25 protein-coding genes are annotated in these 25,129 nt (G+C 60.3%); 10 read left to right on the top strand and 15 right to left on the bottom strand.

Annotated elements, in window-relative coordinates; genetic code table 11:
- Positions 1-20: 20 nt before the first annotated feature.
- The 9 genes from EOI86_RS11175 to atpD are packed head-to-tail and all read right to left on the bottom strand — an operon-like array spanning position 21 to position 6,540.
- Positions 21-857 carry a F0F1 ATP synthase subunit gamma gene (locus tag EOI86_RS11175; RefSeq protein WP_161973796.1) on the bottom strand — a complete coding sequence of 279 codons (837 nt, stop codon included), beginning with the start codon at positions 855-857 and terminating at the stop codon, positions 21-23.
- A gap of 1 nt (position 858) precedes the next feature.
- The gene (locus EOI86_RS11170; RefSeq protein WP_240035637.1) at positions 859-2,397 is read right to left on the bottom strand and encodes a F0F1 ATP synthase subunit alpha; all 1,539 of its coding nucleotides are present in this window, start codon (positions 2,395-2,397) and stop codon (positions 859-861) included.
- Positions 2,378-3,163 carry a F0F1 ATP synthase subunit B family protein gene (locus tag EOI86_RS11165; RefSeq protein WP_127765299.1) on the bottom strand — a complete coding sequence of 262 codons (786 nt, stop codon included), beginning with the start codon at positions 3,161-3,163 and terminating at the stop codon, positions 2,378-2,380. Before EOI86_RS11165 ends, EOI86_RS11170 begins: the two co-directional genes overlap by 20 nt.
- A gap of 2 nt (positions 3,164-3,165) precedes the next feature.
- Positions 3,166-3,414: a F0F1 ATP synthase subunit C gene (locus tag EOI86_RS11160; protein WP_127765298.1), complete on the bottom strand. Its 249-nt coding sequence runs from the start codon at positions 3,412-3,414 to the stop codon at positions 3,166-3,168.
- 10 nt (positions 3,415-3,424) lie between these two features.
- Positions 3,425-4,093 (bottom strand): F0F1 ATP synthase subunit A, encoded by a 669-nt coding sequence (locus tag EOI86_RS11155; protein WP_127765297.1) that lies wholly within the window; start codon positions 4,091-4,093, stop codon positions 3,425-3,427.
- A complete protein-coding gene (locus EOI86_RS11150; protein WP_127765296.1) occupies positions 4,084-4,368 on the bottom strand; it encodes an ATP synthase subunit I in 285 nt (94 codons plus the stop codon). Before EOI86_RS11150 ends, EOI86_RS11155 begins: the two co-directional genes overlap by 10 nt.
- A complete protein-coding gene (locus tag EOI86_RS11145; protein WP_127765295.1) occupies positions 4,365-4,655 on the bottom strand; it encodes an AtpZ/AtpI family protein in 291 nt (96 codons plus the stop codon). Before EOI86_RS11145 ends, EOI86_RS11150 begins: the two co-directional genes overlap by 4 nt.
- Positions 4,655-5,113, bottom strand: coding sequence for a F0F1 ATP synthase subunit epsilon (locus tag EOI86_RS11140; RefSeq protein ID WP_127765294.1), 459 nt, complete (start codon positions 5,111-5,113; stop codon positions 4,655-4,657). The genes EOI86_RS11145 and EOI86_RS11140 overlap by 1 nt, the downstream gene beginning before the upstream one ends.
- Positions 5,110-6,540, bottom strand: coding sequence for a F0F1 ATP synthase subunit beta (gene atpD, locus EOI86_RS11135; protein ID WP_127765293.1), 1,431 nt, complete (start codon positions 6,538-6,540; stop codon positions 5,110-5,112). The genes EOI86_RS11140 and atpD overlap by 4 nt, the downstream gene beginning before the upstream one ends.
- Positions 6,541-6,741: 201 nt before the next feature.
- Between atpD and EOI86_RS11130 the strand changes: the two genes are divergently transcribed.
- The gene (locus EOI86_RS11130; RefSeq protein WP_127765292.1) at positions 6,742-8,481 is read left to right on the top strand and encodes a PHA/PHB synthase family protein; all 1,740 of its coding nucleotides are present in this window, start codon (positions 6,742-6,744) and stop codon (positions 8,479-8,481) included.
- Positions 8,482-8,601: 120 nt separating this feature from the next.
- Here the strand turns inward: EOI86_RS11130 and EOI86_RS11125 are convergent, their stop codons facing one another.
- Positions 8,602-9,537: a helix-turn-helix domain-containing protein gene (locus EOI86_RS11125; protein ID WP_161973795.1), complete on the bottom strand. Its 936-nt coding sequence runs from the start codon at positions 9,535-9,537 to the stop codon at positions 8,602-8,604.
- A gap of 118 nt (positions 9,538-9,655) precedes the next feature.
- Here EOI86_RS11125 and EOI86_RS11120 point away from each other — a divergent pair, with 118 nt between their 5' ends.
- The 3 genes from EOI86_RS11120 to EOI86_RS11110 are packed head-to-tail and all read left to right on the top strand — an operon-like array spanning position 9,656 to position 13,159.
- Positions 9,656-11,164: a glutamine synthetase family protein gene (locus tag EOI86_RS11120; protein ID WP_127765290.1), complete on the top strand. Its 1,509-nt coding sequence runs from the start codon at positions 9,656-9,658 to the stop codon at positions 11,162-11,164.
- 43 nt (positions 11,165-11,207) lie between these two features.
- Positions 11,208-12,557: an aromatic ring-hydroxylating oxygenase subunit alpha gene (locus EOI86_RS11115; protein WP_127765289.1), complete on the top strand. Its 1,350-nt coding sequence runs from the start codon at positions 11,208-11,210 to the stop codon at positions 12,555-12,557.
- Positions 12,557-13,159 carry an aromatic-ring-hydroxylating dioxygenase subunit beta gene (locus EOI86_RS11110; RefSeq protein WP_127765288.1) on the top strand — a complete coding sequence of 201 codons (603 nt, stop codon included), beginning with the start codon at positions 12,557-12,559 and terminating at the stop codon, positions 13,157-13,159. The genes EOI86_RS11115 and EOI86_RS11110 overlap by 1 nt, the downstream gene beginning before the upstream one ends.
- Positions 13,160-13,168: 9 nt before the next feature.
- On the opposite strand, the gene EOI86_RS11105 is transcribed toward EOI86_RS11110, so the two are convergent.
- Positions 13,169-13,810 (bottom strand): NAD(P)-dependent oxidoreductase, encoded by a 642-nt coding sequence (locus EOI86_RS11105; RefSeq protein WP_127765287.1) that lies wholly within the window; start codon positions 13,808-13,810, stop codon positions 13,169-13,171.
- A gap of 26 nt (positions 13,811-13,836) precedes the next feature.
- Positions 13,837-14,715, bottom strand: coding sequence for an EamA family transporter (locus tag EOI86_RS11100; RefSeq protein ID WP_127765286.1), 879 nt, complete (start codon positions 14,713-14,715; stop codon positions 13,837-13,839).
- Positions 14,716-14,797: 82 nt separating this feature from the next.
- On the opposite strand from EOI86_RS11100, the gene EOI86_RS11095 reads away from it, so the two are divergent.
- The 5 genes from EOI86_RS11095 to EOI86_RS11075 all read left to right on the top strand — a co-directional run bounded on the left by EOI86_RS11095 (position 14,798) and on the right by EOI86_RS11075 (position 19,432).
- Positions 14,798-15,298, top strand: a complete 501-nt coding sequence (locus EOI86_RS11095; RefSeq protein ID WP_127765285.1) for a MarR family winged helix-turn-helix transcriptional regulator — start codon at positions 14,798-14,800, stop codon at positions 15,296-15,298.
- Between the two features lie 248 nt (positions 15,299-15,546).
- Entirely contained in the window at positions 15,547-16,404 is an 858-nt protein-coding gene (locus EOI86_RS11090; protein ID WP_127765284.1) for an FAD binding domain-containing protein, read from the top strand.
- A 25-nt stretch (positions 16,405-16,429) separates the two neighbouring features.
- Positions 16,430-16,909, top strand: coding sequence for a (2Fe-2S)-binding protein (locus tag EOI86_RS11085; protein ID WP_127765283.1), 480 nt, complete (start codon positions 16,430-16,432; stop codon positions 16,907-16,909).
- Positions 16,909-19,167, top strand: a complete 2,259-nt coding sequence (locus EOI86_RS11080) for a xanthine dehydrogenase family protein molybdopterin-binding subunit (protein WP_127765282.1) — start codon at positions 16,909-16,911, stop codon at positions 19,165-19,167. The genes EOI86_RS11085 and EOI86_RS11080 overlap by 1 nt, the downstream gene beginning before the upstream one ends.
- Before the next feature lie 25 nt (positions 19,168-19,192).
- A complete protein-coding gene (locus EOI86_RS11075) occupies positions 19,193-19,432 on the top strand; it encodes a MoaD/ThiS family protein (protein WP_205032174.1) in 240 nt (79 codons plus the stop codon).
- A gap of 17 nt (positions 19,433-19,449) precedes the next feature.
- Here EOI86_RS11075 and EOI86_RS11070 read toward each other — a convergent pair whose 3' ends face one another.
- Entirely contained in the window at positions 19,450-21,345 is a 1,896-nt protein-coding gene (locus tag EOI86_RS11070; protein ID WP_127765280.1) for a bifunctional sugar phosphate isomerase/epimerase/4-hydroxyphenylpyruvate dioxygenase family protein, read from the bottom strand.
- A 136-nt stretch (positions 21,346-21,481) separates the two neighbouring features.
- Here EOI86_RS11070 and EOI86_RS11065 point away from each other — a divergent pair, with 136 nt between their 5' ends.
- Positions 21,482-22,315, top strand: coding sequence for a shikimate dehydrogenase family protein (locus tag EOI86_RS11065; RefSeq protein WP_127765279.1), 834 nt, complete (start codon positions 21,482-21,484; stop codon positions 22,313-22,315).
- Between the two features lie 21 nt (positions 22,316-22,336).
- Here EOI86_RS11065 and EOI86_RS11060 read toward each other — a convergent pair whose 3' ends face one another.
- A complete protein-coding gene (locus EOI86_RS11060; RefSeq protein ID WP_127765278.1) occupies positions 22,337-24,328 on the bottom strand; it encodes an oxidoreductase in 1,992 nt (663 codons plus the stop codon).
- Between the two features lie 37 nt (positions 24,329-24,365).
- Positions 24,366-25,043 carry a TetR/AcrR family transcriptional regulator gene (locus EOI86_RS11055; protein ID WP_127765277.1) on the bottom strand — a complete coding sequence of 226 codons (678 nt, stop codon included), beginning with the start codon at positions 25,041-25,043 and terminating at the stop codon, positions 24,366-24,368.
- Positions 25,044-25,129 lie beyond the last annotated feature (86 nt).

The following is a 25,129-nucleotide window of genomic DNA, read 5'->3' as shown; positions in this document are numbered from 1 at the left end:
GTGCCGTGACGGGCTAGGGTTTATGGCCTGCCGGTGATCGCTTCCACGCCGACGACGACGTCGAGCAGTTCCGCGGTGATGGCTTCCTGGCGTTGCGCATGTTCGTCCCGGCGCAGCCCATGAAGCTTCTTGTCGATGTTTCGATCCGCCGATTCCATGACACGCAGGCGCGCGCCGTTTTCGCTGGCCAGGGATTGCATGATGGCATGCGTGATCTCAGCAAAAAGGTATTCATCCGCCAATCGCTCCAGCAATTGCGCGGGTCGCAGGTGGTGAAGCGGCGGGCTTTTCCTGCCGGTTCGAGCCAGTAGATCTGGGGCAAGCGGCAGGATATCCTTCGCGACGATCTCATAATTGCCACCCGGGCGGTACGTGGCGTAGAGGATCGTTGCCTGGGTTACATGGGCCAGGCTTTGGGCCGCGTGCCTGGCGGCGCGCAGTACCCCGGGGACATCCGTCGCCATCGGGAAGGTCCAGGCCAGGTCCAGATGGCGTTCTTCCGCAAGCATCGCGCCTCTTCTTCCGATCACCGCCAAACCGGCATACCCGCGCCGGCCCGCGGCTTCGTCCAGTAGGCGCTCGTTCAATGCACCGACGAAGCCGTGTTCGGAACAGACGGCAATCAGGACAGCCGCCGTCGGTTCTCCCCCGGAAGGGGCTGGGGGCTTTGGGCCGGGCAGCAGATCGACACCCTGGACAACCGCATCCTCGATGGTCTCCACATAATTCCGGATGCCGGTCAGTGCCGACTGCGCTTCTTGGACATGCGATGCGGAAAGCGCGCGCAGGGCGCGGATTAGCCCCCCCAAATCCTGCAGGCTGGCGATGCGTTCCTTAAGGTGGGCAAGTTGCTCCATCCTAGTTCCGTCCAGCGCCATGGTCGCCGAACAGGTCGAGGAACCGGTCCAGGGCCGCGCTCAGGTCTTGCCTGTCTTGGTCGGACAGTATCCCGGTATCCTCGATGTTGGACAAAGTGTGCGGGCAATGGTCCTGCAGCCAAGCGCCGATCTCGCTCTTGAATTGTGGGATATCCTCCAACGGCACATCGTCCAGCTTCCTCTCGTCCAAGGCGAGAAGAAAGGCGATCTGTATGGCAAGGGGGATCGGCTGGTATTCCGGCTGGGCTAGTACGGCGCGGATGCGTCGCCCGTGTTCGATCGTGCGTTTGGTACGGTCGTCGACCATGGCGCCGAATCGCGTGAAGACTTCCAATTCAAGGAACTGTGCGTATTCAAGGCGCAGCTTCTCGGCCAACTTCTTCATCGCTTTGGTTTGCGTTTGTCCGCCGACGCGCGAAATGCTCATGCCCACATTCACCGCAGGCTTCTGTCCTTCGTAGAACAGTTTCGGCTCCAGGTAGATCTGGCCGTCAGTGATCGATATCAAATTTGTGGGAATATAGGCCGTCAAGTTCTCCGCCTGTGTTTCGGCTATCGGCAGGGCGGTCAAGGACCCGCCCCCCAATTCCGCCGACAGTTTTGCCGACCTCTCCAGAAGCCGGGCATGGGCATAGAAGACATCACCGGGATAGGCTTCCCGTCCCGGCGGCTTGCGCAGAAGCAGTGAGAGTTGCCGGTAGATGATCGCGTGCTTGGTCAAATCGTCGATCACAAGCAATGCGCTGCGGCCCTGGTCGCGAAAATATTCCGCCATCGTGCAGGCGGCGTAGGGCGTGATCCATTGGGCACCGGGCGGCGCCTCCGCCGCGCCGATGACGAATATGCATTTCTCTATCGCGCCATGGGTCCGGATTGCCTCAATGATCTGGTTGACCGTCGACGTCTTCTGCCCGATGCAGGCATAGACGCAGATTACATCGCTGTCCCGTTGGTTGATGATCGTATCGACAGCAATGGCGGTCTTGCCTGTTTTCCGGTCACCAATGATCAATTCGCGCTGACCACGGCCCAGTGGAATCATAGCGTCGACGACAGTCACGCCGGTCATCAGGGGTTCCGTGACAAGGGCGCGTTCGACAATGCTGGGCGCGGGGCGCTCGATTGGATCGTGCCGCTGGGCCTCTATTTGTGGTCCCTCGTCCAAAGGCATTCCAGTCGGGTCGACCACGCGCCCAAGTAGGGCGTCGCCAACCGGAACGCGGATGATTTCGCCGGTTCCCCAGACCTTGCCGCCGGCGCCGATCCCTTCTCCGCTTCCCAGCAAGACGCAGCCGACACCGCCTTCGTCGACGCGGAAGGCCAAGCCCAATGTTCCATCCTGGAACCGCAACACTTCGTCCAAGCGTGTCCGCGGCAGTCCGGAAACGATGGCGATGCCATCACCCAGATGCTCGACGATACCCACATGCTCCAGCACCGGCGTGTCCGGCATTGTGTTCAACCGGTCCCGGACGTCAGGCAGCCAACTGTTCAGTGCATCACGAAGCGGCGTCGTCACTTTGCAGCATCCTTCTTGCCCTTTCCAAGCGATCCGCCCAGGAGAATTTCAAAACGGTATGGGGGAAGCGAAGCTCCGCGCCTCCGATCAATTCGGGGTCCGTCTCGAAAACCACCCCGCCAAAGTCGTCCAGATTGCCGAGATGGCCGGAAAGCATGGTGCACCATCGGCCTTGATCCCCCGGTGGGATTGGTTCCGCAGTGGCGACGTGTATACCGCCGCCACTGGTTTTCCCCGTGCTTCCCTTTGCGGCGTCGTCGCGCAGCTGGGCGCGTTCCGGTTCGCCCAATGCCGTCAATTTCGCGCCCAATTGCTCAAGGCAAGCGTTCGCGAGCGCCCCTGTATCCGTCTTCGTCAGGATCTCCGCCGCCATAGACGCGGCGAGCGCGCCAATTTCCTGTTTCATGCCGCGCAGGGTTTCCTCGCGTTCCTTGACGAGTGCCTGCCGTGCCTCGTCGATCATGTTTCTGGCGTCGTCATGTGCTTTGGTCATCGCCTTGTCGCGCGCGTCGGCGGCCTGGTCCTGGACCTCTTTCAGCATCTGCCGGCGCTCTTGCGCCATGGCCGCGCGTTCTTCTTCCAGGCTCTGTTTCAGAGCCTCGGCCTCCGCCTCCTTCTCGGCCGCCTTCACCAGAACCTCGTCGGACTGTGCACGCCGGCGTGCGATTACGTCCCGGATCGGGGCGTAGAGGAACCGGCGCAGCAACCAGACGAGGATGATGAAATTGATCGCCTGAAGGGCAAGCGTCCACCAATCGATTTGCATCGTCAGCCGACAAACGGGTTTGCGTATAGCAACAGCAGTGCGATCACGAGGCAATAGATCGCCATCGTCTCGATCATCGCCAAACCGACGAACAATGTGCGCGACACCGTCCCGGCCGCTTCCGGCTGCCGGGCGATGGCATCCATGGCGGCGGCGATGGCGCGGCCTTCCCCCAAGGCGGGCCCGATGGCCCCGAAGGAAACGGCAATAGCCGCGCCGATGATGCTCAGCATTTCGATTGAACCTTCCATGGTGTCTCCGTCAATCAGCCTCGCCGCTGACTGCTGCTCCGATGAAGACAGCGGCGAGAATGGTGAAAATGTAGGCCTGTATGATGCCGATCAGAATGCCGAGCAGCATGAAGGGAATAGGCAGGAACAGGCCGGCGAGGAAAACCACGATCGCAAGGACGAATTCGTGGCTCATGATATTGCCGAACAGCCGTATCATCAGCGAGAAGGTTCGCGTGATTTCCGACAGGATATTCAACGGCAGCAACATCGGGTTCGGTTTTATGTAACGGCGCAGATAGTCGGCGGCGCCGAGTGAGCGCAGCCCGAAATAATGCACGGACAGGAATACGATCACGGCCAATGCCGCCGGTGTTTCGATATGGGCCGTCGGCGGTTTGGCACCGGGAATGACCGCCGATAGATTGGCGGCGACTAGGAACAGGAACAATGTGCCCAGCACGGGAAGATACGGCCAGGGATCCCGGCGGATGACCTCTTTGATTTGCGTTTCCAAAGTCTCGACGATGATTTCCAAGACGGCTTGGAAACCCCCGGCGTGAACCGACATGCGGCGCGTGCCGAACCACGAGGCCAAGGTCAGCGCCGCCATGATCACCCAGGTCGTCACAACCGCCCGGCTGATCGGGACGGGGCCCAAGTGAAACAGGATATCCGGGGCAAGGGGGCTTACATCCATCTTGCCACCCGACCGATGATGCGCTGCGTCGCGGCGCGCGCCAGGACGAACCCGGCCAAGGCCATCAGTACCTCCGCCGCGCCTTGCTGTGCGATGTACCAAAAGCCCGCGAATGCACCGGCCAGGCGCAGCGCGTATAGCGGAAAGATTTGCAGCAGCGGCGCGCCTGCGGCGTGCATCCGCACCGACAGGAAGATCAGAAGAAAATAGACGACGCCCATAGCGGCGCCGGCCATGGCGTAAGGGCTGCTCTCTATGACGCTGGTCCAGGTCATTTCGATTGTATCCTATGCCAAGCCAGATAGGCGCCGAGAACCGCGCCCAAGAATATCAATGCGCCGGAATAAAAAATTCCCGTTTCGAAGGTTCGGTCGAGCCACCGTCCGGCAAATATGCCGATCAGAATGGGCGTAACGATCAGCCAGCCCAAGGCGCCGATCATGGACAGGTTCTGCCAGATTGAGCGTTCGCCCTCGCGCCGCCATCGTTCGTTCCGCTCTTCGCGCAGTTTGACTGCGTGGTGCAGATCCGTCTGGCCGCCATTGGGGGGTGGTTTGGCCATCAGACACCTTCGGGTCCATCTTGTGTGCCCTCACTGGGCAGAATTCTGCGTCCCTTTCCTTGCCGGCCGGCCTGCAAATAGTGCTGCACTTGCCGGATGGTGGCCAGGTGAAGACGGGTCGTCGACACGCGCGTTTGTTCCTCCGCCTCCTCGTCCTGTCGGAATCGTTCCAGGATGCTGTCATCCAATTTACCAAGCGTCTGATCGCTGACGGCGTCCCGTGTTGCGACCTCGATTGTCGCGCCGTCCTGTACCGTCAACACACCGCCGCGCACCGCGATAAAGTGATCCTGCTCCGCGTCGTTGCGCCAGGTGATGACGGAAACCGTCAGCACCGTCATGAAATCCGCATGACCTGGAAGGATGCCGAAGGTGCCGGTTTCATCCTCTGCGCTGACATAACGCACATCCTGTCGATCCACGATGACCGCGGTCGGGGTTGTTACGACAAGCCTCATGCCGCCCCCTGCTTCGCGCTGTCCAACGCGCCGATCATGTAGAAGTCGCTTTCGGCGATCTCGTCCGTGTCCCCGCGCATGATGGAACGGCAGTCGCGCAGAGTCTGTTCCAAAGGAACGGACACGCCCTGCATCCCGGTGAATTGCGCGGTGACCGCGAAGGGCTGGGTTAAATAGCGGATCAACCGCCGCGCCCGTCCAACTGCCTGACGGTCGGCGGCGCTCAATTCCTCCATACCCAATAGGGAGATGATTTCCTGCAGTTCCCGGTAATGCTCGATCAACCGTCGGACTTCTTCCGCTGTGTCGTAATGCTCCGCACCGACAAGGCTGGGGTCCAGCAGGCCGGATGTCGAGGCCAAGGGGTCGATTGCGGGGTATAGGCCTTGCGAGGCCATTTCGCGGCTTAACACGATCGATGAATCGAGATGGGTGAAGGTCTCGGCAACGGCGGGATCGGTGAAATCGTCAGCCGGGACGTAGACTGCCTGGATCGATGTGACGGACGCATTCCGAACGGATGCGATACGCTCCTGCAACTCCGCGATTTCGGTCGACAAAGTCGGCTGATACCCCACGCGTGACGGAAGACGGCCGAGCAGGCCGGAGACCTCACTGCCCGCCTGGACGAAGCGGAAGACGTTATCGATCAGCAACAGGACATTCTGTTCCAGGGTGTCGCGAAAATATTCGGCGATGGTCAAGGCGGACATGCCGACCCGCCATCGGGCGCCCGGCGGTTCGTTCATTTGCCCGAAAACCAGCGCCGTGCGTTCAAGGACGCCGGAGTTTTTCAGGTCCTGCCACAGTTCGTGACCTTCGCGTGATCTTTCACCGATCCCCGCAAATACAGAGATACCGGAATGATGTTCGACCGTGGAACGGATCAATTCCATGATCAGCACCGTCTTGCCGACACCGGCCCCGCCGAACATCGCGGCTTTTCCCCCTTGGACCAAGGGCGCCAGAAGGTCGATGGTCTTGATGCCTGTCAGGAAAATATCGCGGCTGCCTTTCTGTTCGCTGATCTTAGGCGCCTTGCGGTGGATCGGAAGGCGGGGAACGTCCGTACCGAATGGTGCTCCGTGATCGATCGGCTCGCCAACCACGTTCAGCAACCTGCCAAGCACGGCGTTTCCGGCGGGAACGCGGATCGGCGCACCGGTATCATGGGCGGCCATACCGCCACCCAGACCGGCAGTTTCCTGCATGGCAACGCCGCGAATTTTGGTCTGGTCCACATGTTGCTGAACTTCGACGGTCAGGGTTCTGCCGGTATCCATTTGGATTTCGACAGCATGGCCGATAGGCGGCAACATTTTGCCTGGAAAGGCGATGTCGACCACCGACCCGCTGACGGCGACGACGTGCCCATCGGGGCGACCGCCCAAACTGGTTTCCGTTGTTTGTAGCTCTGCGTCTTCCATGACTTCCAGACACACCGCGCCAATTTGAACCCTATCTGAAAATTAATCGATTAGGCGTTCTGCCACATTGACCAGAGTCAATGCCGTCACGATCTGTTCTATAGCATTAATGCCGTCATCGTGCGGCAACGATCCTATGGTATTCGGGATATAGTTTATCGCGCCGATGCATTTCTCCGGCGCTACAAGTGAGACTGTTATATGGCCAGAAGCACCGCCCATGGCGGGAAAATTCATCCCATCGACCGGTTCCTTCATGCCACCGAGGCGCGCGTGACGTCAGGTTTGTCACCGGCATCGATTATGGCGGCATATTCCGACTGGGTCGTGCATCTGGCGAATGCGCCCGGGAAACAGGCTGAATTGGTTGAAAAAGCGCTTCGCAAGAACCTGCGTTTTGCCGCCTATGTCCAGCAGGCGATGTTCGGCCGGAAAGGGGCGCCTTGTATCGACCCCTTGCCGCAGGACCGTCGGTTTCAATCGCCGGACTGGCAGACGATTCCGTTTTCGTGTTGGTACCAAGGGTTCCTGCTGACGCAGCAATGGTGGCACAATGCGACCGTCGGGATCGGCGGTGTTACCCCGCATCATGAAGATGTCGTTTCCTTTTCCGCGCGGCAAATATTGGACATGTTCTCGCCATCGAATTTCCCATGGACGAACCCGACGGTACTGCGCCGGACTTTTGACGAAAAGGGCCAAAACCTGATCCGCGGTGCCCGGAACTTTGCCGAGGACTGGGAACGGGCTGTCTTGCAAAAGCCGCCGGTCGGGACGGAAGCGTTTCGCGTCGGCGGTAATCTGGCGATGACCAAAGGGAAGGTTGTCTACCGCAACCGTCTGATTGAGCTGATCCAGTATGAGCCAACCACGAAGAAGGTTGGGGCGGAACCGGTCTTGATCGTGCCGGCCTGGATCATGAAATACTACATTCTCGACCTGTCCGAATCGAACTCCATGGTGAAATACCTCGTCGATCAGGGGCATACGGTCTTCATCATCTCCTGGAAAAACCCGACCGAGGACGACAGCGATACCGGGTTCCACGATTACATCGATCTCGGTGTGAACAAGGCGCTTGAGGCGGTTCGGGGAATTGTCGGCGAAACACCGGTTCATACGGTCGGCTATTGCATCGGGGGGACCCTGCTCTCGATTGCAGCGGCTGCAATCTGCCGGGACGGGAAGGACTGGATCAAGACGGTAACCTTGTTTGCCGCACAGACGGACTTCACCGAAGCCGGGGAGTTGATGCTGTTCATCGACGACAGCCAGATCGCCTATCTTGAAGACCTGATGTGGGACCGTGGCTACCTCGACACGAAGGAGATGGCGGGTGCGTTCCAATTACTCCGCTCGAACGACCTGATCTGGTCGAAGCTCATCAATGATTACCTGATGGGGGAGCGGACGCAGATGACCGACCTGATGGCCTGGAACGCGGATGCGACGCGGATGCCATACCGGATGCATTCGGAGTATCTTCGATCGCTTTTCCTGAACAATGATTTTGCCGAAGGCCGTTACTATGTCGACGACAAGCCGGTCGCACTGACCGACATCCACGTTCCGCTTTTCGTGGTTGGGGCCGAACGGGACCATGTTGCGCCGTGGAAGTCCGTCTTCAAGATCAACCTGCTGGCGGATACGGACATCACGTTTCTTCTGGCCAGCGGTGGCCACAATGCCGGGATCATCAGCGAGCCCGGCCACCCGCACCGACATTTCCGGGTGGCGGAAAAGAAGGAGCGCGACCCCTATGTCGCACCGGACCAATGGTTCGAACAAACACCGGTTTCGGAAGGGTCGTGGTGGCCGGCCTGGGAAGCCTGGCTGACCGCCCAATCGGGCGGCAAGGTGGATGCCCGTGCCGTCGGTAATCGGGATGCGGGCTATCCGGCGATTTGCGATGCGCCGGGCAGCTACGTGTTGCAGGACTGAGGCTGAGACAGTGGGGCATCGGTAGGCAATCTGCCTCGGCATGCTCTTCGTGCCACCAATCCGTAGGTTCGTCCGACGGTTGTTCCTCAGCTGCACGAAAACGCCGGAACCGGGCCCGGTTTAGCGGTGCTCTATGTGTTTGCCATGGACCGCAATGGACGAGCGCCGAAAGGCGTGCGGGGAGAGCCCGATTTGGGACCGGAAAAAGCGGGAGAAGTTGCCGGGGGTCGAGAAGTTGAGATGCAGGGCGAGTTCCCCCATCGGAACATCGCTCTCCGCAAGTAACGAAATCGCTCGTTCCATCCGCGCCGCGTTGCTGATCCGATTGGGGGTTACCCCAGTGCAATGCTTGAAAAGTTCAAAGAACCGGGGCCGCGACAACCCGACCGCGTCGGCCACTGTTTCGACAGACAGCAATTCTTCTCGCTGATACAGCATCCCCATGGCGCGGCGAATTCGATAATCAAAGGCGGGTGCTATCCATTCCGCGCGCGAGGACGGCCTCGCGGCGCCGTGCAGCGCATGGATCAATGCGGCGAGGGTGCCAGGCACATCTACTATGTCGGACTGACTGTTCTCTATGCGCCCCGACGCCAATACGGCCCGGACCAGATCCGCGATGGCCCGGTCTGCTGCCGGTGATCGGTCTACACAAGGTGCACCAAAGAAGGGCTCCAGACCGTTATCCGCCCGATGGAATCCCGCTTGCGACAGCCATTTCGGGTCCAGATACAGGGTTAAAAATCTGGTCGGTCCCCGCCCAGGCCGGAAGGTCCAGGCATGCGGCTCCCATGCATTCACCAATACCGCCGAGTTGGCGGTGACCGGACACAGAGTATCCCGAACCCGGAAAGAAGTGTCCGCGCCGTCGAGCTTGATGATTGCATGAAGGTGGGGGTGGACATGCGTCGCCAACGGACAATCCATGTCCGTGATGCCGATGCGGCCAAAGCCGCCGAACAGCGTCGCGATGGGCCGGGACAAGGCCTGTCCTCTTCTACACTCCGTCAGCATCAAGCCTAGCACGCCGATCGTCGGCAGCAAGGAAACAGGCACGATAGTCGCTCGGTTTAGGCGAAAAACAGACTTTCGGATAAATATCCATCCCCGCGGATATGTCCCGCCGAACGGCTGACGGATAGAGTTTTCGGGTATAGCGGCAGGGGAGCATCGAATGGGTGACATCGTCGGCATTCCGGGACGGGGCGGCTTCATCGACCGGCACGGGTTGTGGGACGAAGCGGCGCGGTCGGCGGCGCGCGCCATGCTGGACCGCGTTGAGAAAGAAGGGATCGGCTTGATCCGCCTTGTCTGGTGCGACACCCATGGTTGGACGCGGGCGCGCTCGGTAACGCCGGCTGCCTTTCGCTCAACCCTCAGTGACGGTTACGCCATCGGCGCGGGAAGCTGGAGCTTGGACGCCTCTGGCGGCCGGGTGTTTCAAACCTTCACCAAGGGCGGGGGGATGGACGTGCCGGAAATGACCGGGTCGCCAAACCTTGTTCTGGTGCCCGACCCTGCCAGCTTCCGGATTCTGCCCTGGGCGCCCGGGGTCGCGATGGTTTTGTGCGACGATTATTTCAAGGATGGCCGACCGTTTTTCTTTTCCCCCCGGCACGTCTTGCGTCGGGTGTTGGCGGGTGTCGCGGAACAGGGAATGAAGGCGACCGTTGGGCTTGAGGTCGAATGGACATTGATGCGCCTGACTGGGGCCGATGGCGGGAATGGCGGCATCAATCAGGCCGGCCGGCGCGGCTCACCGCCAGCGGCGCTGCCGGCGGAACCCGGATTTGCCTATGATTCCGAGACCAATCTGGACCGTGTGCAACCTCTTCTCAGCATTTTGGCGGACAACTACCACCGACTGTGTCTGGGCCTGCGTTCAATTGATAACGAGCTCGGCGCAGGACAGTTCGAATGCACTTTCGAGCCGAAATCCGCTTGGGATGCTGCGGCGGATTTCCTTGTTTTTCGCAGCGCGACACGTCAGATCGCGCGCCGGAACGGGTGCCTCGCCAGTTTCATGACGGCGCCTGCGGGGGCCGGTCTGTTTCCCAGTGGCTGGCATGTGCATCAATCCCTGACCGATGCGAAAACCGGTGAGAATTTGTTCATGCCTTATGCGGAAGGGGCATCGCTGTCTCCGACAGGGATGTCCTTCCTGGCGGGTCAGTTGATCCATGCGGTGCCCGGCATTGCTTTTTCCGCGCCGACGGTGAACGGCTACAGACGGTTCCGCCCCAACTCGCTGGCACCCGACCGGGTCGCTTGGAATGTCGAGCATCGGGGTGTCCTGCTGCGGGTGCTAGGGGGACCGAACGACAAGGCGACGCGGATCGAGAACCGGGTCGGGGAACCCGCCGCCAATCCCTATCTTGCGATTGCCGCGCAACTGGCGGCGGGGATGGATGGTATTGTCCGGGGCCTCGATCCAGGACCGGCGGACGACGAACCTTATCAGACCGACCGGCCGATGCTGCCGGCATCCTTGAACGATGCCCTGACCGGTCTGGAAGAATCCGAATTCTTCAGGACCTGCTTCGGGGAGACCTATCTGACCTATTTTCTTCGAATGAAGCGGGCCGAAATTGCACGCTATACCAAATTTCTCACCGAGGCGGGCATCGACCCCGCGGTGGGCGTCACCGAGTGGGAAATGAATGAGTATTTCGACGCGTTCTAATCGGTTGGATACCGGGTATGGGACGCGGAAAGGAGTTGGATGAATGACTGGCGACGGCACGGCGTTTGATTTCGACGCCTTGATCCACGAGGACAAGGTGCACCGGTCGCTCTATACGAACCCTGCGATTTTCGACCGAGAACTGACGCGTATTTTCGGGGGGACCTGGGTCTATCTTGCGCATGAAAGCCAGATTCCCGAACCGGACAGTTTCTTCCGCACCCGGTTGGGCTTGCGACCGATCATCATGGTGCGGGACGGGGATGGTGTGATCCGGGCCCTTTATAACCGTTGCACCCATCGCGGAGCGACGGTCTGCCGCGCGGCGCAGGGCACGGCTAAATCTTTCGCTTGCCCTTATCATGGCTGGACTTTCGCGACGAGCGGCAAGCTTCTGGGCGTGCCCTGGCGGGAAGGATATGCGCACGACCACCGGCAGGAAGATCAGTTCAACCTGGCCCAGGTTCCGCGCGTGGAATCCTACCGTGGTTTCATCTTCGGCACATTGAACATGGACGCCCCCGCGCTCGCCGATCATCTGGGGCCGGTCCGCGGACCGATCGACGATTGGCTGGACCGCAATCCCGGTGGAAAGTTGGTGCTGTCCGAGGCGAACCGGATGCGTTTCAAGGGCAACTGGAAACTTGCCTATGACAACAGCGCCGACGGGTACCATGTGATATTCTCCCACCGTTCGCTGTTGATGATGGAAAACCGCTTCGCGGGGGACGATCCGAAAGGCATGTCCTTCTATCGGCAAAGGCCGGATTCGGGGCGGGTCCGTGTCTATTATTTCGGCAACGGACATCACTTCAAGGACAAGCGGCCGACCCTGGCGGACGGCCCCGGTGCGATTTGGCGGATCGAGGGGCTGCATCCGGGAATGGAAGGGTATGAATCGGAAATCCGCGAACGCTATGGCGCAAGGGCGGACGCGATGTTGGACCTGGCCGGATCGATCCCGATGAACATTAACATATTTCCGAACCTGCTGATCCTGGGGAACCATATCCAGGTTTTGGAGCCGCTGTCCTATAACGAGACGGCGACGACCTGGTACGGAACAGCCATCGTGGACGACGAAGACGAATTGGATGGCGCTGCCGACTTGATCAACGCGCTGCGCATGCGGACGCAAGAGCAATTTCCGATATTTGGCGAAGTCGACGACTTGACGAATTTCGAAGAAATCCAAGCGGGCCTTGGCGCGGAGGAAGACCCCTGGGTCTATATGGACCGCGGTCTTGGTCTGCCTGATAGGTTTACAGAAAAGGATGGTGTCGTTTCCGGTCCGGCGACGGACGAGGTTTTCATGCGGGAGTACATGAAGCACTACAAGACACTTATGGCCGCCGATCCGGAACTCAGCATCTCGCGCGGAGGGCATGATTGATGGGCGCCACCGACAGAAACCCGTCTAATTCCTCATATTATGTGACAAATGACTTCTACGCGAAGCTGGTCGCCGATTTCGAGGGCTGGGATCTGGAGTCCAGACGCATCGACGAGGGGCCAAGCCTCGTCCGCGCCAGGTCGATCCTATTCCGGGAGGCGCGCTATCTGGACCAGGATCGGCTGCGCGATTGGCTCACTCTTTTCAGCCCGGAATGCGCCTACTGGATTCCCGGCACGCGCAACCGGGGAGACCCGCGCCGGGAAATCGCCTTTGCCTTCCATGATCGCCGTCAATTGGAAGATCGGGTGTATAGGTTGGAGACCGGCTTTGCCTGGTCGCAGACACCTGTCAGCCGGACCAGTCGTATGATCACGAATATCGAAGTCTTCGATACCGACGAGCCCGGCGTGACAATGGTGCGCTCAAACTTCCAGGTCACCGAATACTGGAATGGTCAGATACGTTTCTGGACAGGATATGCGGTCCATCGCCTCGCGCCCGAATCCGGTGACGATCTTGGCGTTGGTGCGATCCTGGCAAAACAGGTGAACCTGATCGACTGCGACGAAAACCATCGCAACCCCAGCATCACCTTGTGACGGGCCGGCTTAATAGGCCACGGTGAACCGCGCTTGGCGATGACTCGGTCTTTCCGCTTCGTCCAGCATGGCCACCGAGAAATCCTCCATGGAAATATGGGAGTTGCCGTCACCGTCGATGAGCAGCGTGTCCGCGCCGATACGGTAGTGACCTTTCCGCTCGCCCGGAACGAGCATTGCCGGCGGAGACAGATAGGTCCAATCGGCATGGCGTTCTTCGCGGCATAACTCATACTGAGCAAAACTTGCGCGGGCGATCGGGACCACCTCGTCGGGAAGAAAGCCTGGGGCGGTCAGAACGGTGTGGAGATTTTTATCCGGCACAAGCAGGCTCGCCGCCCCGCCGACGATGAGAAGGCAGATCTTTGCCGTTGCCGCCGCGGTTAGTAGAGACTCTGTCAGGGTGGCGAGGTCCTGTTCCTGCCCGTCGGGCGGGCGGACGGCGCTGATGGCCAGATCGAACCCGGCAAGCAGGCTCGGCAGGGCGGTCGCGTCGGTAATGTCCGCGGCCACGGATTTGACCGTTTGAGCCTCTCCATTCAATTGTGTCGAGGACCGGACAACGGCGGTGACGTTATGGCCGCGGGCCCGGGCTTCCGCGACGATGCGGCTGCCCACCGCACCGCGCGCGCCGAAAACGACTATTTTCATCTTGAATTCCTTTCCGTTTGGCGTGGTCAGGGCGCGGCTGTTGCCAGCCGGGCCCTTTGTGGCGCGCACTGGCTGATCCAAACACTTGCCAGGATGATCGCGATGCCGAGGATTTGCAGGGGGCCGAGTTGCTGGTCCAACAGAAGCCAGCCGAGGGTCAGGGCGGTTGCCGGGCTGAGGAAGCCTAGGGTCGAGACGGCGGCGGGCTCAATCCGGGCGATGCCGCGGAACCAGAGGACATAAGTAAACGCCGCGCCGATCAAACCTAGATAGGCCAACCCAGCCATATTGACCGTGGACAGTGGCGGCAGCGGCGGTTCCATCCACAAGGCGATGGGAAGCAACAACAGGCCGCCGGCGGTCAATTGCCAGGATGTGAAGGTCAGCAGGGAGACGGGCGGTCGCCATTTCCGCGTCAAAACCGTTCCCAAAGCCATGGACGCGGCACCACCAAGCCCGGCGACGACACCGATTGGGTCGAGGCCCGCGTCAGGTGTCAGCACCAGCAAGGCCACGCCGCCAAGGCCGGCTGTTGCGGCGACAACAGAAAGCGTCCTGATCGGTGAGCCCAGGGTGACATGGGCAAGCAGGATGACCACAAGCGGTTGTATGGCCCCGACCGTTGCGCCTACGCCGCCCGGCAACCGGTATGCGGTGATAAACAGCATCACCCAGAAGATCGCGAAATTAAGGGCGCCCAGGATAAACACACGGCCCAACCAGGCGGGGGTCGGCAACCGACGGACAATCGCCAATAACAGCAACCCGGCGGGCAAGGCACGCAGCATCGCGACCGTGATCGGGTAGTCGGGGGGCAGGAATTCGGTCGTCACGTAATAGGTGCTGCCCCAGATGGCCGGGGCGAGGGCGGTCAAAAGAATATCGGTATTCAGGGTGCGGGGCATAACGTCCTCCGTGAAAGTATCTTGACGTCAAGATAATCACGGTTGCCTTGACGTCAAGATAAAATGACGTGACAGTGATTTCATGGATCGCGTCGATAAAATTCTTGCCCAATGGCACCGCGAGCGTCCGGAACTTGATGTCGCGCCGATGGGCCTGATCGGCCGCATCTCGCGTCTTTCCTTCATCCTTCGGACGGAAATGGAAAAGACTTGGGCGACATTCGGCCTGAATCCGCCGAGTTTCGACGTATTGGCCACCTTACGCCGGTCCGGGCCGCCATATCGGTTGTCGCCGGGGGACTTGATCGCGTCGACTATGGTGACGTCGGGAACGATGACCAACCGCATCGACAAACTCGTCGCCGCGGGGCTGGTTGAGCGGACGCCCAACCCCGAAGACGGCCGCGGTTTTCTCATCGGTTTGAGCGATAAGGGCTTCAAGCTCATCGAGGAAGCCGTGACCGTTCATGTGGAAACGCAGGAAAAATTGATCGCCGTTCTGTCCAAAGATGAGCGTGTACAGTTGGACGACGCTTTGCGGGGCTTCCTGAAAAAGGTCGACGAAGACGACTTTCCAGAATGACCGCGCCGATATCGAACGGTGAATCGTACCCGTTATCTGTCGCAGTCTGTTAAGCCCGCTTCGTCCGACCGAGGGTCCGGTCGATTTGCCTCAGGCTATTGTCGTTTTCCGGTGCTGGCGGATTCCCAAACAGCCGGTTATGGTTCTTGTCTGAGGCATACGGGAAGGGCTGCCGCGCAACGGAAAACGTTCCGGGGTCTGGCCTGAATTGATCCAAATCGAAACATCCAAACCATGGTGCGGCATTTATGATTTACGAAGTACCGGAAACGGTGGACAGCGCCGTCGCTTTGCTGTCGGGGGCAACCGGGTCCGCAAGGATCCTGGCGGGGGGCACGGATCTGCTTGTGCAGATGAAATCCGGCGTCGTGGAGCCCGATCTTGTCGTCGATATCAAACGGATCGACGGCATGAAATCGATCGCGCAGGAAGACGGCGGCTGGCGCATTGGCGCGGCTGTTTCCGGCGCGGAGATGGGCGAGCATCAAGCGCTTTGCGCTGCCTGGCCCGGTGTGGTGGAAGCCATGGAGCTTATTGGCTCCACCCAGGTCCAAGGCCGGGCGACGTTGGCGGGCAACCTCTGCAACGCCTCGCCCGCCGCCGACAGTGTGCCGGCCATGGTCGCCGCCGGTGCGGTGGTTCGGGTCGCGGGCCCGGATGGCGTGCGGGATATTCCGGTGGAAGAGATACCGGTCAAGCCGGGAAAGACATCGCTGGGCAAGGGCGAATTCGTGACATCGGTGTTCCTGCCGGCGCGTCCGGTGAATTCCGGCGACGCCTATCTGCGGTTCATTCCGCGGACGGAAATGGATATCGCGGTCGTCGGCTGCGGCGTTTCCTTGACGCTGGACGAGGCGGGCACCTGCACCGCGGCCAGGGTCGGGTTGGGCGCTGTCGCGGCGACGGTCTTGGTGGTCGAAGACGCGGCTGCCGCGCTGATCGGCTCCAAGGCAGACGATACGGCGCTGGATAAGATGGCCGCCGCGGTATCGGCCGCTTGCAAGCCGATAGACGACAAACGCGGAACTGTTGCGTTCCGCACCCATGTTGCCGGTGTCCTGGCGAAGCGGGCGGCGAAAATCGCCCTGGCCCGCGCGCAAGGCTGAACCGGGGTTGAGTGAGGGATTTGTAATGAGCCAGATACATGTAACGACGAAAATCAACGGGGATACGACTGAGTATCTCTGTGATCCGGAAGAAACCCTGCTCGACGTTCTGCGCGACCGCCTTGCCCTGACCGGGGCAAAGGAGGGATGCGGGACCGGTGACTGCGGCGCCTGTTCGGTCACTGTGGACGGACGGCTTGTCTGTTCCTGCCTGACGTTGGGCGCCGAGGCCGACGGCTGCGAGATCGATACGATCGAAGGCATGGCGGATGGGGAGAAACTGCATCCGCTGCAGCAGAAATTCCTGGAACATGCAGCCCTGCAATGCGGCATCTGTACGCCGGGCATTCTGGTGGCCGCGAAATCGCTTCTGGAAAAGAACCCCTCCCCGACGGAGGAAGAGGCCCGCTACTGGCTGGCCGGAAACCTGTGCCGCTGCACGGGCTATGACAAGATTATCCGCGCCGTCATGGACGCGGCTGAAGAAATGAGGAGGGCTTCCTGATGCCGCTCGACGATCAAACACCTGGCCAAAAACCCGGCGAAGCCCGGCAGTTCAAGGTCGTAGGAACGCGTCCGCTGCGTCCCGATGGGATCGACAAGGTCACGGGGCGTGCCCGTTTCGGCGCGGATATGTCCGCACCGGGCATGCTGATCGGCCGCGTCTTGCGCAGCCCGCATGCCCATGCCCGCATCCGTTCGATCGATGCAAGCAAGGCCGAAGCCCTCGAGGGGGTGAAGGCCGTCGTGACGCGGGCCGATTTCGGGGCCGGCGACGATGATGTCGCCGATATCCTCGACAACTGCATGGCAGGCGAAAAGGCCTTGTATGACGGCCACGCCGTCGCGGCAGTTGCCGCGACCAGCGCCGCCATCGCCCGCAAGGCGCTGAAGCTGATCGACGTGGACTACGAAACTCTACCCCATGTCGTCGATGTGGATGCGGCGATGAAACCGGATGCGCCGGTCCTGCATGAAGGGCTGAGTGACGAGACCGTGCCGGATGGCGTGTCGCAGAATGTCGTTCACCGTGTTGAATTCGGACATGGCGATGTCGAGGCCGGCTTCGCCAAGGCGGACAAGGTTCTGGAACGCAGTTTCAAGACCGCCGCGACGCATCAGGGCTATATCGAACCGCATGCCTGCCTCGCCACCATGGGCACGGACGGGATCGCGGATCTTTGGGTCTGCACGCAGGGCCATTACATGGTCCGCAATACCTGCGCCGCGATCCTCGGTATCGACCAGGGCAAGCTGCGTGTCACCGCGTCGGAAATCGGCGGTGGATTCGGCGGCAAGACCACGGTTTTCCTGGAACCGGTGGCGCTGGCGCTTTCTCGTAAGGCCAACCGCCCAGTGAAGATGACCATGACGCGCGAGGAAGTGCTGCGCGCCACGGGGCCGACATCATCGACTTCCATCGATGTGAAGATCGGCATGAACAAGGACGGCAAGATCACCGCGGCCTCTGCCGATTTGCGCTATCAGGGCGGCGCCTATCAGGGGTCGCCGGCCGATATGGGATCGATGACCGCTTTCGCGCCCTACGACCTTGAAAATGTGAAGACCGTGGGTTGGGACGTGGTGACGAACCGCCCGAAGGCGGCGGCGTACCGCGCACCCGGCGCACCGATGGCGGCCTTCGCGGTGGAAAGCGTCGTTGACGAATTGGCCAAGGGCTTTGGCCTCGACCCATTGGACGTTCGTCTGAAGAACGCCGCGCGGGAAGGGACGAAGTCTTCCTATGGCCCGACTTTCCCGGCGATCGGCCTGGAAGCGACGTTGCAAGCGGCCAAGGATCATCCGCATTGGAAGGCCCCCTTGGGACCGAATCAGGGGCGCGGCGTTGCGTGCGGTTTCTGGTTCAACTTCGGCGGCGATACCTGCGTTTCGCTGAATATCACGCCGGACGGCACGGTGACCCTGAGCGAAGGCAATCCGGATATCGGCGGGTCGCGGGCATCCATGTCGATGATGGCGGCGGAAGAACTCGGCATTCCCTATGATCAGGTTCGCACCGTGATCGCGGATACCGGCGCCCTCGGCCAAAACGAAGTGACCGATGGTAGCCGTGTGACCTTCGCGGTCGGCCTGGCGACCATCAAGGCGGCGCGCAATGCCAAAAAGGTTTTGTGCGAACGCGCTGCGATGGTCTGGGGTATCGACCCTGAAGCGGTTGAATGGGCGGATGGATGCGCCCGTCCGGCAGGCGACAATGCGGGCAAGTTCCCGCCGATGAGCCTGAAGGAAATCGCTGCCATCGCATCCAATACCGGCGGCCCGGTTGCGGGCCATTTCGAGGTCAATGCCGAAGGCGCCGGCGTCAGCTTCGCCACTCATATGGTGGATACGGAAGTGGACCCCGAAACGGGCGCTGTGAAGGTCGTTCGCTACACGGTTTTCCAGGATGCCGGTAAAGCGGTCCATCCCGCCTATGTGGAAGGCCAGTTCCAGGGCGGCGCCGTGCAAGGCATCGGCTGGGCACTGAACGAGGAATATATCTATGGTGAGGACGGCCGGTTACAGAATCCGGGCTTCCTCGACTATCGGATTCCCGTTGCGTCCGATCTGCCGATGATCGACACGGTCATTCTGGAAATCCCCAATCCCGGCCACCCTTATGGGGTGCGGGGTGTGGGGGAAACCTCCATCGTGCCGCCCTTGGCCGCCATCGCGAACAGCGTGTCTGAAGCGGCCGGCGTGCGTATGACCGATTTGCCGATGTCCCCGCCCAAAGTTCTTGCGGCGATCCAGAACGGCTAGATCGGGACGGTTGGAATAAATGGTCATGGTCCGAATCTGGGGATCGCTGACATCGGCCACCGATGGACAGGCGGATGTCGAGATCGAGGCCACGACCTTGAAGGAATTGCTGGACGGATTGTCGGAAAAATACCCGGCGATCCGTCCGCAACTTCAACGCGGCGTCTCCGTCTCCATCGACGGAAAAATTTATAACGACAGTTGGTTTCAGCCGATCAAGCCGGACAGCGAAGTGGTATTGCTGAGGCGGATTGTCGGCGGGTAGAGCCTAGTCCCAACGCGTTATCGTTTGGGAATATCGCTGCGCCTTAAATGGCGCTTTTGGGCGGCGATACGGAACTGGGCGTTGGCCGCGCCGTATCCATTATAGCCGCCGCGCCGCTCGACGATCTCGAAGAAGAATCCTTCGCGATAGATCGGGCTGTAGATCTGGAAATATTCCCCGTCGCCATCCCGATCGTACAGGATGCTGTTCGCCTTCAGCGCCTCCAGCATTTCATCATCAAGCCCGAACCGCGCATCCAGATCGTCATAGTAATTCGGCGAAATCGTGATCGGCGCGAAACCGTTCTTCCGCAACGCATCCGCGGCCGCGAAAATATCCGTCGTTTCGAAAGCCATGTGCTGAACGGCGGAGCCGAAGCTCTCGAAAATGAAGTGACCGGCAAGTGTTCGCCGATTTTCCGCCCCGTTCAGGGTCAGGCGCAGGGACCCGTCATTATTCTCAACCGCCTGGCTGCGAACCAGTCCGGCCGGGTCGACCACATCGACCATAGGGGTTTTATGCGTTTCGAAAATGCTGGTGTAGAACAGCAGCCAGGTCAGCATTTCTTCATTGTTCATGGTCTGCGCGATGTGATCGATGCGCGTCAGCCCGGCATTGACCGGCTCGTCTTGGTCATCATCGACAGGGCGGAATTCGATCTCCCAAACACGGGACAGGTCGCTCTTGCCGTCGATGAAATGCATCACCCCACCGCCGACACCGCGGATGGCCGGAATATCCAATTCGCCCGGCTTCACATCTTGCGTGAATAGCGCGGCGCCCAGGGCTTCCGCCCGTTCGATGGTCGCCTGCGCATCGTCCACGCGAAGTCCGATATCGCAGACCGTCGTGCCGTGGACGATATAGGAAGAATGGGCGAAGCCGGTGCGTTCCGTATTGATGACGATGTTTATGTCGCCCTGCCGCCACAGGTCGACTTTCTTGGACACGTGGCGGCCGGTCCGGACGAACCCCAAGGCCCGCATCAGCGCGGTAAGAGAGGCAGCTTCCGCCTCGCTGGCGGCGAATTCGACGAATTCGATGCCACCGACGGAGATGCGGTCGGGCATATCGTCGACTTGGACCTTGATGTCCGGTTCCTGGCGGCGGACCTGATCCATCAGATAGACCAGGGACCGGTGCCCATCGACCGAAATGGATTTTGCCGATCCACCGCGAAACTGATCGTTGAAGATTTCCAGTGAGACGACGCCATCATAGCCTGTCGCCGCCACGGCGCGCATGAACCCTGTGACGTCCAGGTCGCCCTCGCCCGGCATGTTGCGGTAGTGTCTGGACCAATACAGCAAGTCCATGTCGATTTTGGGGGCATCCGCCAATTGAATGAAGAAAATGCGGTCCCCCGGAATCGACCGGATCGTGTCGGGATCGATTCCTTTCGCCAGGGTGTGAAAGGAATCCAGAATCAGGCCGATATTCGGGTGGTCCGCGCGCCGGACGACTTCCCAGGCGTCCCGATGGTCGGAGATGTGGCGCCCCCAGGCGAGCGCTTCATAGCCGACACGGACCCCATGTTCCGCTGCCAGTGCGCCCAAGTCCCTGAAGTCTTCCGCGGCGCGATCGATGCCGCCGAGAGAGAGGGGCGAGGCGTTGGAGCAAACCAGGACCAGGTCCGTTCCCATCTCGTTCATCAAATCGAACTTGCGCTTAGCGCGTTCGAAGGCGCGGCTACGCTGGGGTTCCGGCATGCCCTCGAAATCGCGGAAGGGTTGAAACAGGGAAATCTCAAGACCATGGTCTCGGGCCATGGCGCCGACGTCGCGCGGTGCGGCGTCGAAGGTCAGGAAATCGTTTTCAAAAATCTCTATGCCGTCGAAACCGGCATCGGCGATGGCGGTCAGTTTCTCACTCAAATCGCCTGATATCGAGACGGTCGCAATCGCTGTTTTCATATCCTATCCCTGGTAACGCGCGTATCGTTGTGTATCAGCATTGCCTGCGTGAGAACCATTTGCAACGATGCTCCGCGCGATCCAGTGGGGATCGTCTAATCGTGAAACGATAAGAAGATCATAGTCAGGGAAAACCATGATATCCGGCCGTACCCAAATTCTTGCCCATCTCGGCGTGCCGACCGAAACCTTCAAGGCACCGATGATCTATAACCCCTGGTTCGATGCCAAGGGAATCGATGCCGTCGTCGTCCCGATGGGGTGCGAGGCGGAAGATTTTCCGGATTTCCTGCGGCTGGTCTTTCGCCTGCGAAACATCGCCGGCGCCTTGGTTACCATGCCGCACAAGGTGACGACCGTCGGACTGTTGGACGAGGTCAGTACAACGGTGAAGGTCTGTAATTCGTGCAACGCGGTGCGGCGCGATGCGGAAGGCCGCCTTGTCGGCGACATGTTCGATGGCGAAGGTTTTGTGAGGGGCGTGCTGCGAAAGGGACGGACTATTGCTGGGGCGTCGGCCCTGGTAGTCGGCAGCGGCGGTGTCGGCTCAGCCATTGCCGCATCACTTGCCAAGGAAGGGGCGGGGCGGATCGGGTTGTTTGATGTGAACCCGGCCTCGTCGGAAAGGTTGGCTGAAAGTTTGCTGACCCATTACAGCACGCTTGCTGTCACCGTCGGTTCCAACGACCCGCAGGGCTGGGATATCGTGGTCAACGCGACACCGCTTGGCATGAAGGACGGTGATCCGATGCCGATGGAAACCGACCGTATTGAATCTTCGTCATTCGTCGGCGAAGTGGTGATGAAGCGGGAGGAAACGGCCTTTCTTGCCGCCGCGAAGGCGCGCGGGTGTGTCACGCAGATCGGCACTGACATGCTGTTCGAGCAAATTCCCGCCTATTTGGAATTCTTCGGCTATCCGAAAACAACGCCTGAGGAACTGCGCGCCTTGGCGATGATCGAATACTGATCCGGCCGCTGCTGCGGTCGGTCAGTCAAGTTCCACTGCAGCCTTGTATCCGGAATAGACGGCTGAGGCGATCATGCCCGGCGCTTCGCAATCGCCAATCCGCTTCAGGCTTTTCGGTGCCCCGTCCCGGCCATCGTCGCAGACTTTTCGTAAGGAATGGAAAAGGGTGTCATCCGGTTCCCGCCGGGTCAGCGGCAGGACCCAATCGGCCTCTATTGTCGTTTCCCGGCCGGTGAAAATGCAGGATATCGTTGCAGACCCCGCATCCACCCTTTCCAGGCTTCGGTTCGTGACGATCCGCACATCGGATTCGATCAGCTTTCGGGTGACGGTATATTCCTCATTGGAGTATTTTCCCCAGGCGCCGGCCCGTCCCGCGGGCGTAACCAATGTCACGGTGTTGCCCCTGCTCCTAAGTGCCAATGCCAGGACAGATCCCATATAGTAGTGGTCGTCGTCGAACAGAACGACATGGCCGCTTGGCGTTTCGTCACCGGCCAGAATGTGGTCGGCGCTCAAGATTTTGGCGCCGTTTCCCACGCCGATTGCGGTATCCCGGCGACGGCCCAAGCCATCGACGGTCCAATCAGCGCCCGTCGCCACGAATACGTGGTCGGCGCCAACAGCCAATATGTCATCGACGCCCAGCCGGCTTTCCCGGAAGACTTCGACATTGGTCAGCTTTTCGATTTGCCCGATGCGCCAATCGCGCACGCGGGCCCATTCGGACAAACCCGGCAGTCGGCTTTCCCGTGTCACGCGGCCGCCGAGATCCCGCGTCGCTTCCGCAAGCATGACTTCGTAGCCGCGCTTGCCTAGAATCTGGGCCGCTTCCAAGCCGGCAGGGCCGGCCCCGACAATCAAGACCTTTTCGCTCTTGGTGGTTCTGGACAATGCTTCGGGATGCCATCCCTTTCGGTGTTCCTCGCCCATGGTGGGATTCTGTGTGCAGCGAATGGGAACGCCCAGTGTGTCATGTGCGTAACAGACATTGCATCCGATGCATTCACGGATGTCCTCGATCCGCCCTTCCTCGATCTTTTTTGGCAAGAAGGGGTCGGCGATGGAAGGGCGTGCCGCGCCGATCATGTCCTGCGTGCCGTCGCGGACCACCCGCGCCATCGTATCGGGCGAGGTGAAACGGCCCACCGCGACGACGGGTTTTGTGGTCAGCGATTTGGCCTTGGCGACACTGTCCTGCAACTCGGCTTCTTTTACAAAACGGGATGCTCCCATTTCTATTCCGTAGTCGGGCACGGTCACGTCCCAAAGGTCCGGAATGTCGGCCAGAAGGCCGAACGCGTCATAGCCTTCATTGCTGGCAAGGTCGACGGAGAACCGGCATGCAAGGGCGGCCTTGTCGCCGACCGCGTCGCGGGTCACGTCCAGCAGTTCCCGCACGATCCGCACACGATTTTCCAGAGATCCGCCGTACTCGTCGGTGCGCTGATTTGTGATGGGGTTGAGGAATTCAGCAAGCAGATAGCCGTGTGTCGCGTATACATAGACAATGTCGAACCCGGCCTGCACCGCACGTTTTGCGGCATCGGCCTGCCACGTCAGAATGTTCCGGATATCTTTCTTATCCACACGCCGGCTCTGTACCGGGTGGTAGTTGTCGTCGGCGGTGTTCGGCAGGCTTGTCAGCCCCATGGGCGGCAGGCGCGTGCTGAGATTCGCGACGCTGTTTCCACCGATCCACAATTCCGCTCCGGCCAAAGCGCCGTGTTCGTGGACGGCGTCCGTCATCAGCGCATTGTCGCGGATATCGTCATCATCCCACAGCCGCGCGTAGGGATAGGCGCCGTCATCCGAATTGGGGTGAATGGAGCAATATTCAGTACAAACGACGCCCCAACCGCCTTCGGCTTTCGTACCCCGCATGGCGGCCAGCATCTTCGGGCGCAACCAACCCATGCCGCTACAGTGGGGAACCTGATAGAACCGGTTCTTTGCCGTGACCGGGCCAAGTTGGATCGGTTCGAATAAAACATCGTAGCGTGGGTCGCGCATTTTTACCGCCCATTTGTATCGTGGTGGAAATCAGGAATTATTCGTAGGACTCGGCCCGGCGCAGGATGCGCGCGGCTTCGGTGGGGAAAACGGTTGCCATGAAACTGGCCAGGATGCGCCGGCCTTGTTGGCGATCCATGAAGCCGGGTGTGATATGCAGGCGAATCCACATGCCGTCCGTCATGCTATCCAGGGCGTCGGCGACTGAAACCGGTGTCCAGATCTTGCCGGTGATTAGGTGCGACGCCTCCTCGCACAGACCGGTCAGGACTTCATAACGAGTACGGTCATGTGTGTCGCAGATCGCGGCGAAGCGCGGGCGCGCGGCGGCTTCCCCCCAATAGGAATTCCACAAGGCGAGGTTCCGCGTTGTACAAAGATCGGAATGGATATCCGCGAAGACAAGCGCGGACAGACGGTCGATCGGATCGCTGCCGGCATCGTCGATCGCCTGACGCCAGAACGTATCGTATTCTTCGTAGTGCTGCTTCAGCGTCTCGACGAGCAGGTTTTCCTTGGTCTTGAAATAAAAAACCGCGACGCCCTGCGACAGGCCTGCGGCCTTGGCGACCGTGGCCAGGGTCGTTGCCGACATGCCCAATTCGACGATTGAATCGATCGCGGCTTCGACAAGCTGCTTCCGCCGGCGAGCGGCGTTTTCCACCTGCTCCCCCTTGGGCCGCCCTATTGGCTTCTTGTTCGTCTGTTCCGCCATTGGGAAATCTTCTCCAAACCGAGCCTTACCATAGGTCGTAACGCCGTTCCCCGCATCTGTCGAGGATTAATTTAACTAACTGCTTA

Source organism: Hwanghaeella grinnelliae, assembly GCF_004005845.1.
GTDB classification, from domain to species: Bacteria; Pseudomonadota; Alphaproteobacteria; order UBA8366; family Aestuariispiraceae; genus Hwanghaeella; species Hwanghaeella grinnelliae.
This window is presented reverse-complemented; position numbering and strand designations above follow the sequence as displayed.